Source organism: Candidatus Blastococcus massiliensis AP3, assembly GCF_000582785.1.
GTDB lineage: Bacteria > Actinomycetota > Actinomycetes > Mycobacteriales > Geodermatophilaceae > Blastococcus > Blastococcus massiliensis.
Genome location: NZ_HG931175.1, coordinates 571246 through 587765 on the forward strand (window position 1 = coordinate 571246; position 16520 = coordinate 587765).

The 16520-nt window shown below is 73.1% G+C and carries 17 protein-coding genes; 7 read left to right on the forward strand and 10 right to left on the reverse strand.

Annotated features, from left to right (window positions below):
- Positions 1 to 24 precede the first annotated feature (24 nt).
- Positions 25 to 798 (reverse strand): SDR family NAD(P)-dependent oxidoreductase, encoded by a 774-nt coding sequence (locus BN344_RS16840; RefSeq protein WP_040339650.1) that lies wholly within the window; start codon positions 796 to 798, stop codon positions 25 to 27.
- Between the two features lie 173 nt (positions 799 to 971).
- On the opposite strand from BN344_RS16840, the gene BN344_RS16845 reads away from it, so the two are divergent.
- Entirely contained in the window at positions 972 to 1571 is a 600-nt protein-coding gene (locus BN344_RS16845; protein WP_051516058.1) for a TetR/AcrR family transcriptional regulator, read from the forward strand.
- Positions 1572 to 1607: 36 nt separating this feature from the next.
- Here the strand turns inward: BN344_RS16845 and BN344_RS16850 are convergent, their stop codons facing one another.
- From BN344_RS16850 to BN344_RS16865, 4 genes are all read right to left on the reverse strand, one after another.
- Positions 1608 to 2174, reverse strand: a complete 567-nt coding sequence (locus BN344_RS16850) for a dihydrofolate reductase family protein (protein ID WP_040340082.1) — start codon at positions 2172 to 2174, stop codon at positions 1608 to 1610.
- Positions 2175 to 2353: 179 nt separating this feature from the next.
- On the reverse strand, positions 2354 to 3763 hold the full coding sequence (locus tag BN344_RS16855; RefSeq protein WP_231486952.1) for a threonine/serine exporter family protein: 1410 nt from the start codon (positions 3761 to 3763) through the stop codon (positions 2354 to 2356).
- 77 nt (positions 3764 to 3840) lie between these two features.
- On the reverse strand, positions 3841 to 4095 hold the full coding sequence (locus tag BN344_RS16860) for a hypothetical protein (RefSeq protein ID WP_040339651.1): 255 nt from the start codon (positions 4093 to 4095) through the stop codon (positions 3841 to 3843).
- A gap of 72 nt (positions 4096 to 4167) precedes the next feature.
- On the reverse strand, positions 4168 to 4596 hold the full coding sequence (locus BN344_RS16865; protein WP_040339652.1) for a hypothetical protein: 429 nt from the start codon (positions 4594 to 4596) through the stop codon (positions 4168 to 4170).
- A 124-nt stretch (positions 4597 to 4720) separates the two neighbouring features.
- On the opposite strand from BN344_RS16865, the gene msrA reads away from it, so the two are divergent.
- Positions 4721 to 5236 carry a peptide-methionine (S)-S-oxide reductase MsrA gene (msrA, locus tag BN344_RS16870; protein WP_040339653.1) on the forward strand — a complete coding sequence of 172 codons (516 nt, stop codon included), beginning with the start codon at positions 4721 to 4723 and terminating at the stop codon, positions 5234 to 5236.
- A 137-nt stretch (positions 5237 to 5373) separates the two neighbouring features.
- On the opposite strand, the gene BN344_RS16875 is transcribed toward msrA, so the two are convergent.
- A complete protein-coding gene (locus BN344_RS16875) occupies positions 5374 to 6342 on the reverse strand; it encodes a GlxA family transcriptional regulator (protein WP_040339654.1) in 969 nt (322 codons plus the stop codon).
- 83 nt (positions 6343 to 6425) lie between these two features.
- Here BN344_RS16875 and BN344_RS16880 point away from each other — a divergent pair, with 83 nt between their 5' ends.
- From BN344_RS16880 to BN344_RS16900, 5 genes are all read left to right on the forward strand, one after another.
- The gene (locus tag BN344_RS16880) at positions 6426 to 7820 is read left to right on the forward strand and encodes an alpha/beta fold hydrolase (protein WP_155858925.1); all 1395 of its coding nucleotides are present in this window, start codon (positions 6426 to 6428) and stop codon (positions 7818 to 7820) included.
- Between the two features lie 240 nt (positions 7821 to 8060).
- Complete coding sequence (locus BN344_RS16885) at positions 8061 to 8762, forward strand: Ntn hydrolase family protein (protein ID WP_040339656.1); 702 nt, start codon at positions 8061 to 8063, stop codon at positions 8760 to 8762.
- 24 nt (positions 8763 to 8786) lie between these two features.
- Positions 8787 to 9563, forward strand: a complete 777-nt coding sequence (locus BN344_RS16890; protein ID WP_051516061.1) for an SGNH/GDSL hydrolase family protein — start codon at positions 8787 to 8789, stop codon at positions 9561 to 9563.
- 161 nt (positions 9564 to 9724) lie between these two features.
- On the forward strand, positions 9725 to 11461 hold the full coding sequence (locus tag BN344_RS16895; protein ID WP_040339657.1) for a DUF429 domain-containing protein: 1737 nt from the start codon (positions 9725 to 9727) through the stop codon (positions 11459 to 11461).
- A 56-nt stretch (positions 11462 to 11517) separates the two neighbouring features.
- On the forward strand, positions 11518 to 12489 hold the full coding sequence (locus BN344_RS16900) for a quinone oxidoreductase family protein (RefSeq protein ID WP_040339658.1): 972 nt from the start codon (positions 11518 to 11520) through the stop codon (positions 12487 to 12489).
- Between the two features lie 62 nt (positions 12490 to 12551).
- Here the strand turns inward: BN344_RS16900 and BN344_RS16905 are convergent, their stop codons facing one another.
- The 4 genes from BN344_RS16905 to BN344_RS20870 all read right to left on the reverse strand — a co-directional run.
- Positions 12552 to 13508: a VWA domain-containing protein gene (locus BN344_RS16905; protein ID WP_040339659.1), complete on the reverse strand. Its 957-nt coding sequence runs from the start codon at positions 13506 to 13508 to the stop codon at positions 12552 to 12554.
- Positions 13505 to 14521: a DUF58 domain-containing protein gene (locus BN344_RS16910; protein WP_155858926.1), complete on the reverse strand. Its 1017-nt coding sequence runs from the start codon at positions 14519 to 14521 to the stop codon at positions 13505 to 13507. Before BN344_RS16910 ends, BN344_RS16905 begins: the two co-directional genes overlap by 4 nt.
- Positions 14518 to 15726: an AAA family ATPase gene (locus BN344_RS16915; protein WP_231486955.1), complete on the reverse strand. Its 1209-nt coding sequence runs from the start codon at positions 15724 to 15726 to the stop codon at positions 14518 to 14520. The genes BN344_RS16910 and BN344_RS16915 overlap by 4 nt, the downstream gene beginning before the upstream one ends.
- 311 nt (positions 15727 to 16037) lie before the next feature.
- On the reverse strand, positions 16038 to 16520 hold a 483-nt coding region (locus BN344_RS20870), incomplete at its 5' end, for a C40 family peptidase (protein ID WP_040340086.1).

Genomic DNA, 16520 nt, shown 5'->3' on the forward strand with positions numbered 1-16520 from the left:
AGCGACCGCACCCCCGGCTCGGCATCACTTCGGCTGGAGGCGGGCGCCGCCGTCGAGGCGGATCAGCTCGGCGTTCATGTAGCTGTTGGCCAGCACCTCGACGGCGAGGGTGGCGAACTCCTCGCCGTAGCCCAGGCGCTTGGGGAAGAGCACGTCGCGCTTGAGCTTGTCCTTGAACGCCTCGGAGGCCTCGCCCGAGCCGTAGATCGGGGTGTCGATGAGGCCGGGGGCGATGGTGTTGACCCGCACGCCGATGGCGGAGAGGTCGCGGGCGATCGGCAGCGTCATGGAGACGACGGCACCCTTGGACGCGGAGTAGGCGGCCTGCCCGATCTGGCCGTCGAGCGCGGCGACGGAGGCGGTGTTGAGGATCGAGCCCCGCTCGCCGTCCTCCAGCGGCTCCTCCTGCGCCATGGCGGTGCCGACGATGCGGATGCAGTCGAAGGTGCCGACGGTGTTGATCTCGAGGACCCGGCGGAAGGTGTCGAGGTCGAAGGCGGTCTCGTAGCCGCCGCGGCCCACGGTCCGGCTGGCCGAGCCGATCCCCGCGCAGTTCACGAGGACGCGCAGCGGGCCGAGCTTCTTGGCCTGCTCCGTCGCCGCGATGATGTCGTCGGTCTTGGTGACGTCGACGTGGGCGAACTGGCCACCGATCTCGGCGGCGAGCTCCTTGCCCTTGTCGTCGGCGATGTCCGCGACGACGACCTTGGCGCCGCGGGCGGCGAGGACGCGAGCGGTGGCCGCCCCCAGTCCGGACGCGCCTCCGGTGACGATGGCGGACACGTTGTCGAGCTGCACGAGTACTCCCTGGTTCGGACGACGGCTGTGGCGAGGGGCGGCGGTGCGGACCTGCACGGCAGGCTGCTGAGGCACCTCACTCCCCCGTGAAGCTAGCGAGCGCGAGTGATTTTCTGCAACGGCTTGTCGCAGAAAATCTTGGAACGCGCGGCCCGCCGTGCGACGCTGCCCGGGTGAGCGCGCCGAGCAGCCGCGGACGGCCGCGGGGACTGAGTGATCGCGTCCGCCAGGACGTCCACGCCGCCGTCCGCCGTCTGCTGGTCGCCGAGGGCTACGCCGGGCTGCGCCTCGACGACGTCGCAGCCGCCGCCGGCGTCCACAAGTCCACGCTCTACCGCCAGTGGACGACGAAGGCCCAGCTCGTCCAGGACGTGCTGGTCACCGGCGAGCTCGAGCACTACCCGCGGGTCGACGAGGGCAGCCTGGCCGCCGACATCGAGGCCCTCGTCCGGGGCCTGACCCGTTTGTTCCGGAGCCCCACGACAGTGGCGTTCGTCCAGACCCGCGCCACGGCCGATGACCAGGAACTGCGCGCCGGGCTGCACGAGCTGGCCCGGCAGGACACCGCGTTCATGCGGCTGCCCTTCGAGCGGGCGATCGAGCGCGGCGAGCTACCTCCGGACACCGACGTCGGCATGCTGGTCGAGCTGCTCCTCTCTCCCCTGCTGGCGCGGGTCGCCCTGTCCGGACAGCCGGTCGACGACGAGTTCGGTCGCCGGCTGGCCGGCACCTTCCTCGCCCTCACCGCGCCCCACGCGACGTCCGCGCACTGAGCGAGCACCCAATGCGGGTTCCGGGCAGGGGCGGAGTCAGCCGCCGCTCCGGCCGACCGGTCGATAACGGAGGTTGATCTCCTCCACCGGGTCGCCGTTGACGAACTCCAGCGGCACCGGCGCCCCGCCAGGCGCGTCGTACAGCCGGATCCCGTCACCGAGCAGCACGGGCAGGATGTGCAGATCGATCTCGTCGAGCAGGCCGGCGTCGAGGAGTTGCCTGCCGATGGACGGGGAGAGCACCTCGACGTTCTTGCCGCCCGCGGCGCGCCGCGCGATCTGCACCGCCTCGGCGACGTCGCAGTTCAGGAACGTCACCCCGTCGGCGGGCTCGGCGTCCTCGGGATGGTGGGTGAGCACGAAGACGGGCCCGCTCCACGCACCCCCGTACACGGCCCCCGCGGCGGGGAACGCGTCCCACCCGTCGCGCCCGCCGAGGACCGCCCCCGTCGTCTCCAGGTACTCCTCGACGAGACCTGGGCGGTTGGTCGCGGCGGGCATCCAGTCCATGCCGTGACCGGGTCCCGCGACGAACCCGTCCAGCGACATCGAGAAGTGCCACAGCACCTTGCCGTCGGCCGTCCGGGGGCTGGTGTCGTGCATGACGTCGCTCCTTCGCGTGAGGGGTGGGTCGATCGAGACCGCCTCCGCACGGTGCCGCGCCATGATCGCCAGCCCGATCGTCCGGGCCGCCCGGTCCACGCCACCTGGGCGATCACGGAGGAAGAGGAAGTCCGTGCGGTCGAGGAGGCCGTGCGGACGATCGTCGCGCGGTACTCGGCCTAGCTGTCGGACCTGACGGTCCACCGGCGGCGCACCCGTCGGTCGAAGCGGTCCAGGCTCCCGCGCAGCGGTCCGCCGAGGTACCGGCCCAGCACGACACCGGCGGCGAGGGCCAGCCCGACCGCCGCGGCTCCGACGAGCCTGCTGAGTCCGCCCGGGACGTCGGATTCCACGACGATCTCGAACAGCCCCCGGTAGATCGCGAGCCCGGGCAGCAACGGGACGATGCCGCAGATCGCGACGAGCAGGGGCGGGATGCGCAGCCGATCCGTCAGCGCCTCACCGGAGAACCCGACGAGGACGGCCGCCGCCGCGCTCGCCACTGCCGGGCCGACACCGAACGCGGCAGCCGCGGACCACGTCGTCCACGCCAGCGCACCGGCCGCCGTGGCCACCCCGACGGCGAGCGGGCGGGCGAAGGACGCCACCGCCCAGAAGCCGGCCATCCCGGCGGCGGCGGCCAGCGCCACGGGGAACGCCACGCTGAACGTCGCTGGATCGAGCACGCGCAGCGGGACCTCCGCCCGCCGCGCCATGTCCAGGACCGCGGCGATGCCGACGACGATGCCGGTCGTCAGCGTCAGCACCTCGAAGGCCCGCGCCGCGGCGGTGACCGGGAAGCCGTTGATCGCGTCCTCGGCAGCGCCCACGAAGGAGAGGCCGGCCAGGAGCACGACGATCCCCGCGGCGACGACCAGCGAGGTGCGGACCTCGACCTCCACCACGACGAGGAGGACGGCCGACCCGGTGGCCACCGCAGCCCCGACCACCTGCTGGAAGAACATCGGCAGCCCACGCCGAGCCAGCGCGCGGATCGTCTGCTCGATGACGGCCGTGGTGACCGCCGCCACCAGGGCCACCAGCCAGCCGCCACCGAGCGTGACGGCGACGCAGCCCGCCACCCCCGACCAGCCGAGTGCGTGGATCGGCCGCCGGTAGGGGCTCGGCGCGGACAGGATCTCGTCCAACCGACTGTGCGCGTCTTCCGGCCCCAGACCCTCCGTCGTGATCGCTGCCGCCAGCTCGGTGATCCCCTGGAGCCGTGTGTAGTCCAGTCCGCGCGGGCGCACGATGCGCATCAGCACGAGCGGAGTCACGTCGTCCGGGGCGTAGCTGATCGTCAGCGACGTGAAGGTGACGTCGACCTGGCTGTCACTCAGCCCGTAGGACGCCGCCACGCGGAGCACCATGGCGGTCACGTCGGCCGCCGACGCCCCGACCGCCATCATCGACTCCCCCATCCGGAGAGCCAGTGCGAGCACCGAGCGCGCGGTGGCCGCATCGACCTGGCTGGGCTTGGCGCGCAGGGAGAAGGGCTCCGTCGGCGGGCCGGCGCCGGCGATCGCCCTCCGCGCCTGATCCGGCAGGCGGGCGATCCGCAATCTGCGGCCCCGGCTCGTGGGAGGCACGGCGCCAGGCTACGGAGTGGGAACGGAGATGCGCAGCAGGCGCTCGGGCACGCGTACGGCGGCCGCGCCCGGAGACGTCAGGCTGCGGCGTCGAGCCGGTAGAGGGCGGTGTGCCGGGCGTGCAGCACCGGGTTCCCGTCGGCCATGACGAGCGCGTCGTAACAGACCTCGTCGTGCCTGCCCCGCCGCCCGACGCTGACGACCCGCCCGTGCGAGGTGATCAGAGCGGGGAGCCGGGCGACTCCGAGGAAGCGGCAGTCGCTCATCGTGTGGATCCACGGCCCGAGCGCGACGTTGCGGGTGAGCAGCCGGTGGACTCCCTTGAGCAGCATCCCCGGGTGGGCCCAGGAATGGTCCCGGTACAGCGCCAGCGGTTCGCCGACCGCGTCGAGGTACCACGCGTTCTACTCGACGGTCACCGTCTCGGCGACGCTGCCGATCGGTCCGAGCGGTGGGTCGGTCAGCAGCTCGGTGGCGCCGGCCACCTCGGCGAAGCCGCTGAGATCGGGACGGTCGGCGGCGCGTGCGGCCGACCCCACGACCCGCACCTCGCCGTCCGGGCCCGTGACGGTCAGCTGCCCGTCGCTGAGGTCGACGAGCACGTCCTCGCCGTCGTACACCGGCCGGCGGAAGCGCACGTCCACCTGTCCCCCCGACAACCACTCCTCGCCCCAGGCCGCGACCAGCGGCGTGGTGATCCGGGCGAACAGTTCGACCCCGGGGACGAGGGCGCCGGTGAACCCGAACCGCTGCGCGCCGTCGTCGTCGTGGATCTTGTTCGCCGCCTCCTCGATGACGCGGGCGACGAAACGGTGCGGTTCTGGCTCGGCCATCCGCGGATGGTGCCACGTGCCGCTCCCCTTCGGGCCTGTCCGGCGGCGTCGACGGACGGCTCGGAAACACCGGGCGGCGTCGCGGTGTTCACTCGACGTGCTCGACACAGAGGGAGGCACACACGTGACCACTGAGACCGCGATCCTCGCCGGGGGCTGCTTCTGGGGCGCCCAGGAACTGCTGCGCAAGCGCCCGGGAGTGATCAGCACCCGCGTCGGCTACTCCGGGGGCGACACCCCCAACGCCACCTACCGGAACCACGGCGACCACGCGGAGGCGGTCGAGGTCGTCTTCGACCCCGACGTGATCTCGTTCCGGGAGATCCTGGAGTTCTTCTTCCAGATCCACGACCCGTCGACGAAGAACCGGCAGGGCAACGACATCGGGCGCAGCTACCGCTCGGCGATCTTCTACCTGAGCGACGAGCAGAAGCGCGTCGCCGAGGACACGATCGCCGACGTCGACGCCTCCGGCATCTGGCCCGGCAAGGTCGTCACCGAGGTGACCCCCGCCGGCCCGTTCTGGGAGGCCGAGGAGGAGCACCAGGACTACCTGCAGAAGATCCCGTTCGGCTACACCTGCCACTACGTGCGGCCCGACTGGGTCCTCCCGCGGCGCGAGGCGCAGACGACACGCTGAGCTGAGCTGCCGGTCGCCGCAATCCTGCGGACCGACACGGCGGCGGACGTCACGTCGCCGACGCGATCAGCGCGAGGGTGGTCGTCCCCGCGGGACGGCCACCCTCGCCGCCTCCGGACCAGACCTCGCGCGGCGAGCTAGTGCCTCGCGAGGTGACCGAAGTGGCGCCGATGGTCTCCCGGAGTGGTGTTCAGTCGGCGACGGAAGGCACGGTTCATCGTCTCCGGCACCCCGAACCCACAGGTGCGCGCTATGCGCTCGACGGCGTGGCTGGTGGTTTCGAGGAGCCGGCAGGCCGCGTCGAGCCGCAGCTCCTCCACGTGCTGGGTGGGCGTCACGCCGAGCTCGGCCTTGAACACCCGGCCGAACTGACGTTCCGACAGGTGCACGCGCCGGGCCAGGGCGGGCACGGTCAGGTCCGCGGTGAGGTGGTCCGGCAGCCACGCCAGCAGCTCGCGCACTGCATCGCTCTCTGCTGCCTGGGAGGCCAGCAGCGTGGAGAACTGCGCCTGCCCGCCGGACCGCCGCAGGTAGACGACCAGGTGCCGAGCGACGGCCGACGCCGCGCGGGCGCCGTGGTCGTCCGCGACCAGGGCCAGCGCCAGGTCGATGCCGGCGGTGACACCGGCGGAGGTCCACACGTCGCCGTCGCGCACGTAGATGGCATCGCCGTCGACCGACACCGACGGGTGCGCGGTGGCCAGCAGCCCGCACTCCGCCCAGTGGGTGGTGGCCCGTCGGCCGTCGAGCAACCCGGCCGCCGCCAGGACGAAGGCCCCCGAGCAGACCGAGGTGGTCCGCCGGGCGCCGCCCGCCAGTCGCCGGACGTGGCCCACCAGTTCCTCGTCCGCGCACGCCTCGTCCGTGTCCCGGCCGCCCGCGACCACGAGCGTATCCACCGGCGTCCCGACCTCGGCGAGCGGCGTGGTGCCGAACGACAGCCCGGAGCTGGCCAGCACCGGCCCACCCGAGGTGCTCACCACGCGCGTGCGGTACTCCGCCCCGGACACCAGGCGGGTCGCGCTGGAGAAGACCTCCAGCGGGCCGGTCACGTCGAGAATCTGCGCCGACGGGAAGGACACCACCACGACGTCGAGTGCGGGCACCCGGTGACGGTACCGGGCGGCATGGCCGGAATCGTCAACCGCGCGTCCTGGCGCCGTGACCGCGACCAGTCCAGTGTCCAGGTGTGCCCGCGACCGCTGCCCCACCCACGAGCACCTCATCCGCCGCCAAGGGTCCGGGGCGGCAGGACGGCGATGGCTCCTCCGGCCGTCACCTGGCCTGGGTGGTGGCCGGCTCGGTCGTCCTCGGCCCCCTCGCCGTGGCCGCGCTCGTCCTCGGGATCGTCGCCGGCGCACCCGAGCACGTGCTCACCGGTGCGGGCCTGCTGGGCCTGTCGTTGGGTTGGGCCGTCCTCGCCGTCGGAGCGTCCGCGCTCACCGACCGCCCTCAGTGGTGGGCGGCGGTGCCGGCGGCCTGGCTGGGCCTCCTCGGAGCGGCGCTCCTGGTCGTGGCACCCGACGACAGGTCACTGACCGGTGCCGGCTGGGTGTGGCCACCTCTCCTCCTGGCGCTCACGGCCTGGACGGCTACCCGTGCCGTGCGGTCGATGCGTCTTGGCGCCTCGTTCTGGTTCCTGTCGCCCGCACTGGTTCTGCTCCTGCTCGCCGCCGTCGGTGGCGGCGCGGCGACCCTGCGGACGGCGCTGGCCGATGACCCACCGCCCATGCCCGGGCAGCTGTACGACGTCGGGGACCACCGGCTGCACCTGTCCTGCACCGGCTCGGGCGGCCCGCCCGTCGTGCTGCTGGGCGGGATGGGTGAGACCTCCGCGACCTGGGGACTGGTGCAGCCCGCGGTCGCCGGGACCACGAGGGTCTGTTCCTACGACCGGGCAGGCCAGGCGTGGAGCGACAGCGCGCCCGGACCGAAGGACGGCGTGCAGGTGGCCGCCGACCTGCACGCGCTGTTGCGCCGGGCGGGCGAGCGCGGCCCGTACGTGTTCGCTGGGCACTCCGTGGGCGGCACGTACTCGATGGTCTACGCCGCGCAGTACCCCGACGACGTCGCCGGCCTGGTCCTGCTGGACTCCTCGAGCCCGCACCAGTTCACCGCACTGCCCGACTACCCGGGGAGCTACGCGTTCCTGCGGCGGGCCACGGCGCTGCTGCCCTCCCTGGTCCGCCTCGGTGCCGGCCCGCTGATCGACTCCGGTCCCCCGGCGGACCTCCCATCCGCAGCCCAGGCGCAGCTGCAGGCCTTCGCCTGGGGCCCGCGACAGCTGCGTGCCGAGCGTGACGAGGTGGCGGCCTACCCCGAGCTCTTCGAACAGGCGCAGGCCCTGACGACCATCGGCAGCGTGCCGCTCATCGTCGTCACTGCCACCGCCGGCGACCGTCACGCCGGCTGGCCGGCTGCCCAGGACGGCCTGGCCGACCTCTCTCCCACGAGCAGCCACCGGCTCGTACCGGCGACGCATACGTCCCTGCTCCTCGACGCGGCCGACGTCACCTTCAGCATCGCGGCCATCGAGGACGCGGTGCTAGCGGCGAGGATCAGATCAGCGGTGCCGGAGCCGTGAGCGGAACCGCCCGCCCGACACGCGAACTCGCTGCCCACCGCATGCTCCGATCTGGCCACCCGAGCGGCTGAACAGGCCAACGGTTCCCGGTACCGGCCGGTACGCGGACGTACGCCGGACATGGGAGCGACTGTCACGCCCGGCTCTCGCCGGTCCTCGCCGCCGAACCCCGAGCACGGGACACCGCTGGGATCGGTCACCGGCGGGCGGCACCGGTCGGCGCCGTGCAGGATCGGCCGCATGACGGTCGTACTCGCGCTGAAATGCGCCGACGGAGTGGTGCTGGCAGCGGATTCGCAGATCACCGACCCCGCGCGCGGACTGAGCTACCCCGCGCAGAAGCTGCATCCGTTCGGAGAGACGGCGGCGTGGGGCGGCAGCGGTGCCCGCGCCGTCCTGGTGGAGCTCGAAGGCGAGTTCGACCGAGGGGCTGCGGCGGTGTTGGGTGCCGACGACGTGGGCCGTGAACTGCAGGAGCGCATCGTCCCTCTCCTGCGCCACCACTACGACAACTTCATCGAGCACGTGCCCGCCCAGGAGACCTCCGGCGCCACCCCGGCCACGTACGTGATGGTGGCCGGCTATTCGCGGGGCGAACCGTTCATCGTCGACATCGACCCGCACGGGCTCGTCGGACGCTACGAGGACCTGGGCTTCCACGCCATCGGCAGCGGCTCGGCCATGGCCCAGCAGGCGGGAGCCCTGCTGTCCCACTTCAGCATGGCCGAGCGCGACGTGGACCACGGCGTCCTGGCCGCGGTGCGCGTCCTCGACGCCCTCCGCATCACCGCGCCGAGCGTCGGCGGGCCGATCGACGTCTTCCGGATGACCGCCGACGGAGCCCACGAGCTGTCCGAGGAGGACCTCGAGAAGGTCCGCGAGCGTGTCCGCCGCTGGGCGGAGCTGGAGAACGAAGTCCTGGACCGCCTGCCCCGGTCCTGAACCCCGCGGTGCGAGGCTCTCCAGGTGGCGCTCACCGTGGTCTCCCTCGGCAGCTCGTTCGCAGCGGGCCCCTTCATCCCGCCGATCGTCGACGTGGATGCGGGACGGTCGGGGCGCAACTACCCCCACCTGGCGGCTGCGCGCCTCGGCGCGGAGCTCGTCGACCTCACCGTGTCGGGCGCCACCACCGCCACGATCCTCGACGAGCCGCAGAGGACGGTCTCCGGGAAGGTCTACGCGCCGCAGATCGAGGGCGTACCGCGGAACGCCGACGTCGTGACGATCACCGCCGGCGGCAACGACCTGAACTACACGGGCTCCATGCTGTTCGCCGCGTTCCGGAGGCTGGACCCCGCGCACCCGACGAGCCGGTTCCTCGCGCAGAGCTTCCCCGACGGGTTGACGGAGCCGTCGGCCGAGATGGTGCAGGCGGCGGAGTCCGGACTGGTCCGCATCGTGGAGGGCGTGTCCGCCCGCACGGAGAACGCCCGCGTCGTGCTCGTGGACTACCTGACGGTCATCGGCCGAGGAACGAGCGGCGGAGCGTGGTTCGACGAGGCGGAGCGCGACCTGTTCCAGCGGATAAGGACGGCCCTGGAGGGTGCCTACGTCCGTGCTGCCGAGCGGTCGGGTGCCGAACTCGTGCGAATGTCGGAAGCGAGCCGCGACCACGGCCTGGACTCCACCGAACCCTGGGTCCGGGGGCTGCTGACGGATCCGGCCTCCAGCACCGGGTCCTTCCACCCGAACGCCCTCGGCATGGAACGGACGGCCGAGGAACTTGTTCGGCTGCTCGCCTGATCAGGATGGACGTCCGCCCGGCCCGAGGCGAAGCCATGGCCTCACCGTCATGCGCGCAGTCCAGATCACCGAATCCGGTGGCCCCGAGGTCCTGAACGTCGTCGACGTCCCCGAGCCGGAGGCTGACGCCGACGAGGTGCGGAACAGGGCAAGCTGACCCCGTGCAGCACATCGGGATCGACCTCGCCTGGGGGCTCAAGCAACCCACCGGCCTCGCCGTGCTGGACGACGCCGGCCGGCTCGTGCACGTCAGCGCGGTGCGCACCGACGAGCAGATCGAGACCGCGCTGGCCCCGTTCACCGCCGGCCCCTGCATCGTGGCGATCGACGCCCCGCTGGTGGTCACCAACGCCACCGGCAACCGGGAGGCCGAGCGGGCGCTCAACGCCGACTTCGCGAGGTTCGAGGCCGGGGCGCACCCGACGAACACCGGCAAACCCGAGTTCACCGATGGCGACACACGCGGCGGGCGGATCGGCCGGCGCCTGCGGCTGGACCTCGACCCCCGCTCGGGCCGCGACCGCCGGGCGATCGAGGTCTACCCGCACGCGGCGACGGTGGCGCTGTTCCGGCTGGGCCGCACGCTGAAGTACAAGAACAAGCCGGGCCGGGCGCTCGAGCAGATGCGCGCGGAGCTGCTGCTGCTCATCGACCTGCTGGGCGCGGTGGTCGAGCTCGACCTCGGGGCACCGTTCGCCGCGCTGCGGCAGCAGGTGCAGGACGCCACCCGCAAGAGCGAGCTGCGCGTGGCGGAGGACCAGGTCGACGCCGTGGTGTGCGCCTACGTGGGATGGATCGCCGTCCGGCGACCGGACCAGGTGACCACCTACGGCGACGCGGCGGGCGGCGCCATCGTCACCCCGACCCTGCCGCCCGACCTGCAGCCCGGCCCCCGGGTCGCTGCACCCGCGGCCGACCCGGTACAGCAGGCCATCCAGGCGTACGCCGACAGCCGGCCCGAGACCTTGATCGCGGGGGCTCAGGCGCTTGCGCTCATCACCGGCGTGCTCGACGACGCCGGGATCAACTACCTGTCGGTGACCGGGCGGACCAAGACCATCGCCTCGTTCGCGGAGAAGGCCGCCCGCACGGTCGACGGCGTGCCCGCCTACCCGGACCCGGCACGAGACATCACCGACCAGATCGGCGTGCGGGTGATCACCTACGTGCAGAGCGACGTGGAAGCGGTCGCCGAGCTGCTGGCCGCGCAGGTGCGGGTGATCGACGATCGCGACATGGGGCGGCGGACCGCGCAGCAGGGCCGGTTCGGCTACTCCAGCCGGCACCTGCTGATCGGCGTGGACCCGGACCGGGCGGTCGAGCTGCCGGAGTTGGTCGGGCGCGTGGTGCAGGTGCAGGTGCGCACCGTGCTGCAGCACGCGTGGGCTGAGTTCGAGCACGACATCCGCTACAAGGGCACGGTGCCGGACGAGCACGCCTCCGAGTTCGACCGCCGGTTCACCCTGGCCGCCGGGTTGCTGGAGCTGGCCGATCAGCAGTTCACCGCGATCCGCGAGCGCCTCCGGGCACCGGTTCCCGGCGACGAGGCCGACGATGCCGACCCCGACGACCCTCGGATCGCGCCCCGGGAGCTGGCTGCGTTCCTTGCCGGGCAGTACGCCGACGCCGGCTGGTCGCGCCCGGACCACTACACCTGGATCTCCGGCCTGCTCCTCGAACTGGGCGTGACCAGCCTGGTGGAGCTGGGCGAGGTGCTGCGCGGCGTCGACGACAGCGGCATCACCGCCCGGATGGACTACCGCTATCCCCCGGGTGCCGTGCGCCGGCTGGACGACACGCTACTGGCCGGTTTCGGGCAGCGGTACGTGGACCTGCACGGCAACGCCGACCGGCGGACCGCGCTGACCACCCGGCTGCAGCGGCTCGCCGGCGGCTGACCGGCGGGACCGGCCGGAATGACGTTCGAGCGTGAGCAGGTCATAGCCTCACTCCCATGCGCGCAGTCCAGATCACCGAATTCGGTGGACCCGAGGTCCTGAACGTCGTCGACGTCCCCGAGCCGGAGGCGGGGCAGGGCCAGACCCTGCACGACGTCTCCGCCGCCGGCATCAACTACGCCGACACCCACCAGATCGAGAACTCCTACCTGTCCGCCCAGCAGCTGCCGCTGATCCCGGGCGCCGAGTTCGTCGGCACCCCCGTCGGCGGCGGGCAGCGGGTCGTCGGCCTGCTGGATGGCGGCGGCTACGCCGAGAAGGTGGCCGCCAACGACCGGCTCACCTGGGCCGTGCCGGACGGCGTCAGCGACGAGCAGGCGCTGTCGCTGGTCCTGCAGGGCAGCACCGCCTGGCACCTGCTGCGCACCAGCGCGCACCTCGCGGAGGGCGAGTCCGTCGTCGTCATCGCCGGTGCCGGCGGGGTCGGCTCGATCGCCGTGCAACTGGCCCGCCGCTGGGGCGCCGGTCGCGTCATCGCCACCGCGTCCAGCGCCGAGAAGCGCGGCCTCGCCGAGGAGCTGGGCGCCCACTCGACCGTCGACCCGGCCCTGGCCGACGACGACCCGCGCCAGTTCGCCGCCGCCCTGCGCGAGGCCAACGACGGCAAGCCGGTCGACATCGTGCTCGAGATGACCGGCGGCAACGTCTTCTCCGGCTCGCTCTCGGCGCTGGCCCCGTTCGGCCGGCTGGTCACCTACGGCATGGCCGCACGACAGGAGACGCCGTCGGTGCCCCCCGGTGCGCTGATGCAGAAGAGCCGCGCCGTCATCGGGTTCTGGCTGGCCCACTGCATGGCCCGGCCCGACATGCTCGACGCCGCCATGACCGACCTGCTGGCGATGACCGCCGACGGCTCGCTGCAGCCGGTCGCCGGCGGCCGGTACCCGCTGTCGAACGTCCGGGACGCGCACCAGGACCTGCTCGCCCGCCGCACCACCGGCAAGCTCGTCCTCGACCCCACCCGCTGAAGCACTTCCGGTGCCGAGAGTTCCCCGAGAGGGACGGACTTTCGGTACCGGAAGTCCGCGGGTCACACGAGGCGGTTGGTCCAGAGCAGGCTGAGAGCGGCCCCGACGAGCAGCACCAGGACGCCGACCCGGACGAACCGCGCGCTGATGTCCTGCGGCTCGGTCGTGTAGCCGATCTGGCTGCCCAGGTCGGCGTAGACGTCCTCGAGCTCCTCGGCGCTGGCCGCCTCGCTGTAGCTGCCGCCGGTCTCGTCGGCGATCCGCTCCAGGGTCGCGCGGTCGACCGGCACCGCGACCGTGTCGCCGTCGATGTCGAGGGTGCCGTAGTCGGTGCCGAACGCGATCGTCGAGACCGGGATCGAGACGTCCTTCGCGGCGTCGATCGCCTGCGTCTCGTCGCGGCCCACGGTCGGGTAGCCGTCGGAGAGCAGGACGACCCGCGCGGGAGCTGCCTCCTCACCGGTCTCCTCCAGCGTCGACTGGAAGTTCTGGATCGCGGTCAGCGAGGTGAAGATCGCCTCGCCGATCGCCGTCGACTCCGCGAGGTCGAGGTTGTCGATGGCGCCGCGCACCTGCTCGCGGTCGGTGGTCGGCGGCACCAGCGTGGTGGCCGTGCCCGCGAAGCTGACCAGGCCGAGGTTGATCCGCTCGGGGAGGACGTCGACGAACTCCTTCGCCGCCTTCTGCATCGCCTGGAAGCGGCTCGGCTCGACGTCGCGGGCCTCCATCGACAGCGAGACGTCGACGGCCATGATGACCGTGGCGCGCTCGCGCGGGACCCGCACCTCCGTGCTCGGCTTCGCCAGCGACACGACGAGCGTGCCGATGCCCAGCGCCACCAGGCCGAACGCCACGTGCCGGCGCCAGCCCGGCCGCTTGGGCACCAGGGACCCGAGCAGCGCCACGTTGGTGAACCGCGCCGCGTAGGCCTTCCGGCGCCACTGCAGGAAGACGTAGTAGGCGATGAGCGCGGCGACGACCAGCAGCGCCAGCAGCCACAGGGGTGACTGGAAGGTCATCGTGACGCTCCCCCACTGCCGGCGCGCCGGCGCTCGCCGACGAACCGGACGACGTCCATGAGCCAGTCCCGGTCGGTGCGCAGCTGCAGGTGCCCGGCCCCGGCGCGACGCAACGCGGCGGCGATCCGTGCCCGCTCGGCAGCCGCGCCCTCGGCGAACCGGGCGCGGAACTCCGCGTCGCCCGTCGGCGCCTCCAGCGTCTGCCCGGTCTCCGGGTCGACGACGGTCAGCAGACCCACGTCCGGCAGTTCCAGCTCGCGCGGGTCGACCACCTCGATCGCCAGCAGTTCGTGCCGGGTGCCCAGCGCGCGCAGCGGCCGCTCCCAGTCGCTGTCGCCGAGGAAGTCCGAGACGACCACGACCAGCCCGCGCCGGCGCTCCGGCCGGCGGAGCGTCTCCAGCGCCGCCGCGAGGTCACCGCGGCGGCCACCGACGGCCCTCGGGGTGGCGACGACGTTGCGCAGCAGCCGCTCGGCGGCCAGCCGGCCCGGCAGCGCGGGATAGCGGTCCACCCGCTCCCCCGTCGTCACCACCGCGCCCAGCCGGTTGCCGCCGTGCACCGTGAGGTGCCCGACCGCGGCGAGGCCGGCGATGGCGAGGTCGCGCTTCTGGCAGTTGGCGGTGCCGAAGTCGAGGCTGGCCGACAGGTCGACGACCGCCCACGTCTCCAGCTCCCGGTCGGCGATCGTCTCGCGGACGTGCGGCACCTGGGTGCGGGCGGTGACCGGCCAGTCCATCCGCCGGACGTCGTCGCCCGGGTGGTAGGTGCGGGAGTCTCCGGCCTCGGAGCCGGACCCCGGGACCAGCCCGAGGTGGTCGCCCTGCAGCAGCCCGTCGAGCCGGCGGCGGACGGTCAGCTCGAGCCGGCGCAGCAGGACGTCGGCCGGACCGTCGGTGAACCGCGGCGGCGCACCCGCGCCGGCGCTCGTCCCGTCACCGGCGTCGTGCAGCACGAGGCCGGGATGAGCCGGTCCCGCCGGTGGCGGCTCGGCGCCGCGACGACGCCGGATCACGCCGAGTGCGCTCCGTGCCCGTTGGCGCCCTGCGGGGGCATGCCCTGGCCGGGCTGCTGGCCGGGCATCGGCTGACCCTGCGGGGGTTGGCCCTGCATCGGCATGCCCTGCGGCGGCCCGTACTGGGGCACCTGCGGACTGCCCGGCGCACCGGGGCCGAAGCCGCCGGAGTTCTGCCTGGGCGCCACCTGCGGCAGCGGCACCGTCTGCACGATCCGCTTGACGATGTGGTCGGCCGGCACGCCGTCGGCCAGCGCGTCGTAGGAGAGCACCAGCCGGTGCCGCAGCACGTCCGCGGTGATGTCCAGGACGTCCTGCGGCAGCACGTAGTCACGGCCGCGCACCAGGGCCAGCGCCCGGCTCGCCGCGATCAGCCCGAGGGAGGCACGCGGGCTCGCGCCGTAGGACACCCACGTCGCGACGTCCTCCATGCCGTGCTCGCGCGGGGAGCGGGTGGCGACCACGAGACGGACGACGTAGTCGACCAGCGCGTGGTGCACGAACACCTCGGAGGCGGTCTTCTGCAGCCGGCGCAGCTCGTCCGGGCCGAGCACGGTCTCCGCGACCGGGGGCGTGGAGCCCATCCGGTAGATGATCTCGCGCTCCTCCTCGGGGCTCGGGTAGTCCACGAGCACCTTCATGAGGAAGCGGTCGCGCTGGGCCTCGGGCAGCGGGTAGACGCCCTCGGACTCGATCGGGTTCTGCGTGGCCAGCACGAGGAAGGGGTCGGGCAGCTTGTGCGTCACGCCGCCGATGGAGACCTGCCGTTCGGCCATGACCTCCAGCAGCGCCGACTGCACCTTGGCCGGCGCGCGGTTGATCTCGTCGGTGAGGACGAAGTTGGCGAACACCGGGCCGAGCTCGGTGTCGAAGGCGTCCTGACCGGACTTGTAGATCCGCGTGCCGATGATGTCGGCGGGCACCAGGTCGGGCGTGAACTGGAGGCGGGCGAACTTCCCGCCGACGACGGTCGCGAGCGTCTCGACGGCGAGGGTCTTGGCCACGCCCGGGACGCCTTCGAGCAGCACGTGGCCGCGGGCGAGCAGCGCGACCAGCATGCGCTCGACCAGCCGGTCCTGGCCGACGATGACCCGCTTGATCTCGAACAGCACCCGCTCCAGCCGCGCGGCGTCGACCGACGGTGGCACCGGCGCCCCCGCCTGCGGGGACGTGGTCTCGATCGGCGTGCTGGCAGCGCTCGTCACGGGGCTCCCTGGTCGTGCCGGGCCGCGGCCCCGGTGCTGGGGAGGCCGACGACGGAACGGCGCACAGCCGTCCCGGGAGCCAGTGTCCTACACGTTCCTGGACGGCCGCTGGACGCCGTTCCGGCCTGCCGACGGCGAGCCGACCGGAGGGCCTTTGGTCCCGTCCGGCGTCCTGCCCTGACGGCGCCACGACTGCTAGCCTGAAGGGCGCGTCGGGCAGCTCCCCCCGTGGCTGCCCGACGCCTCATCGTCGGCCCCGTCCCGGGTCCCGCCCCCAACTGTGCGAAGGGCGGGCCGGGCGGGGCCCTTTGTCATGCCGACGGTCGTACCGCGCCCGCATAGTTGCCCCAGCGCATGGCCGTGACCCGCACGACGCTGCCGCTCTCGGGAGCCTCGAGCATGCGGTTGCCGCCCAGGTAGATGGCGACGTGGTGGATCGTCGAGGGACGGCTCGGGTCGGTCGCCCAGAACACCAGGTCCCCCGGCTGCAGCGCGTCGCGCGCCACCTTCGGCAGCGAGGCGAACTGGGCCCGGCTGTTGCGCGGGATGGAGATGCCGGCCTGGCCGTAGGCGTACTGGGTCAGACCGCTGCAGTCGAAGCCGATGACTCCGCGGTCGGGGTCCTGGCCGGGGCCGGGGCCGCGGCGGCCACCGCCGCCCCAGGCGTAGGGCGTGCCGATGTAGGCCATGCCGGCGTCGATGGCGGTCTGGGCGGCCGAGGCCGAGCCCGGACCCGCGGGGGCCTGGTTCCCCGAGCCGGCGGGCGGGGCGGCCGGCGCGGGACCCGGTGCGGG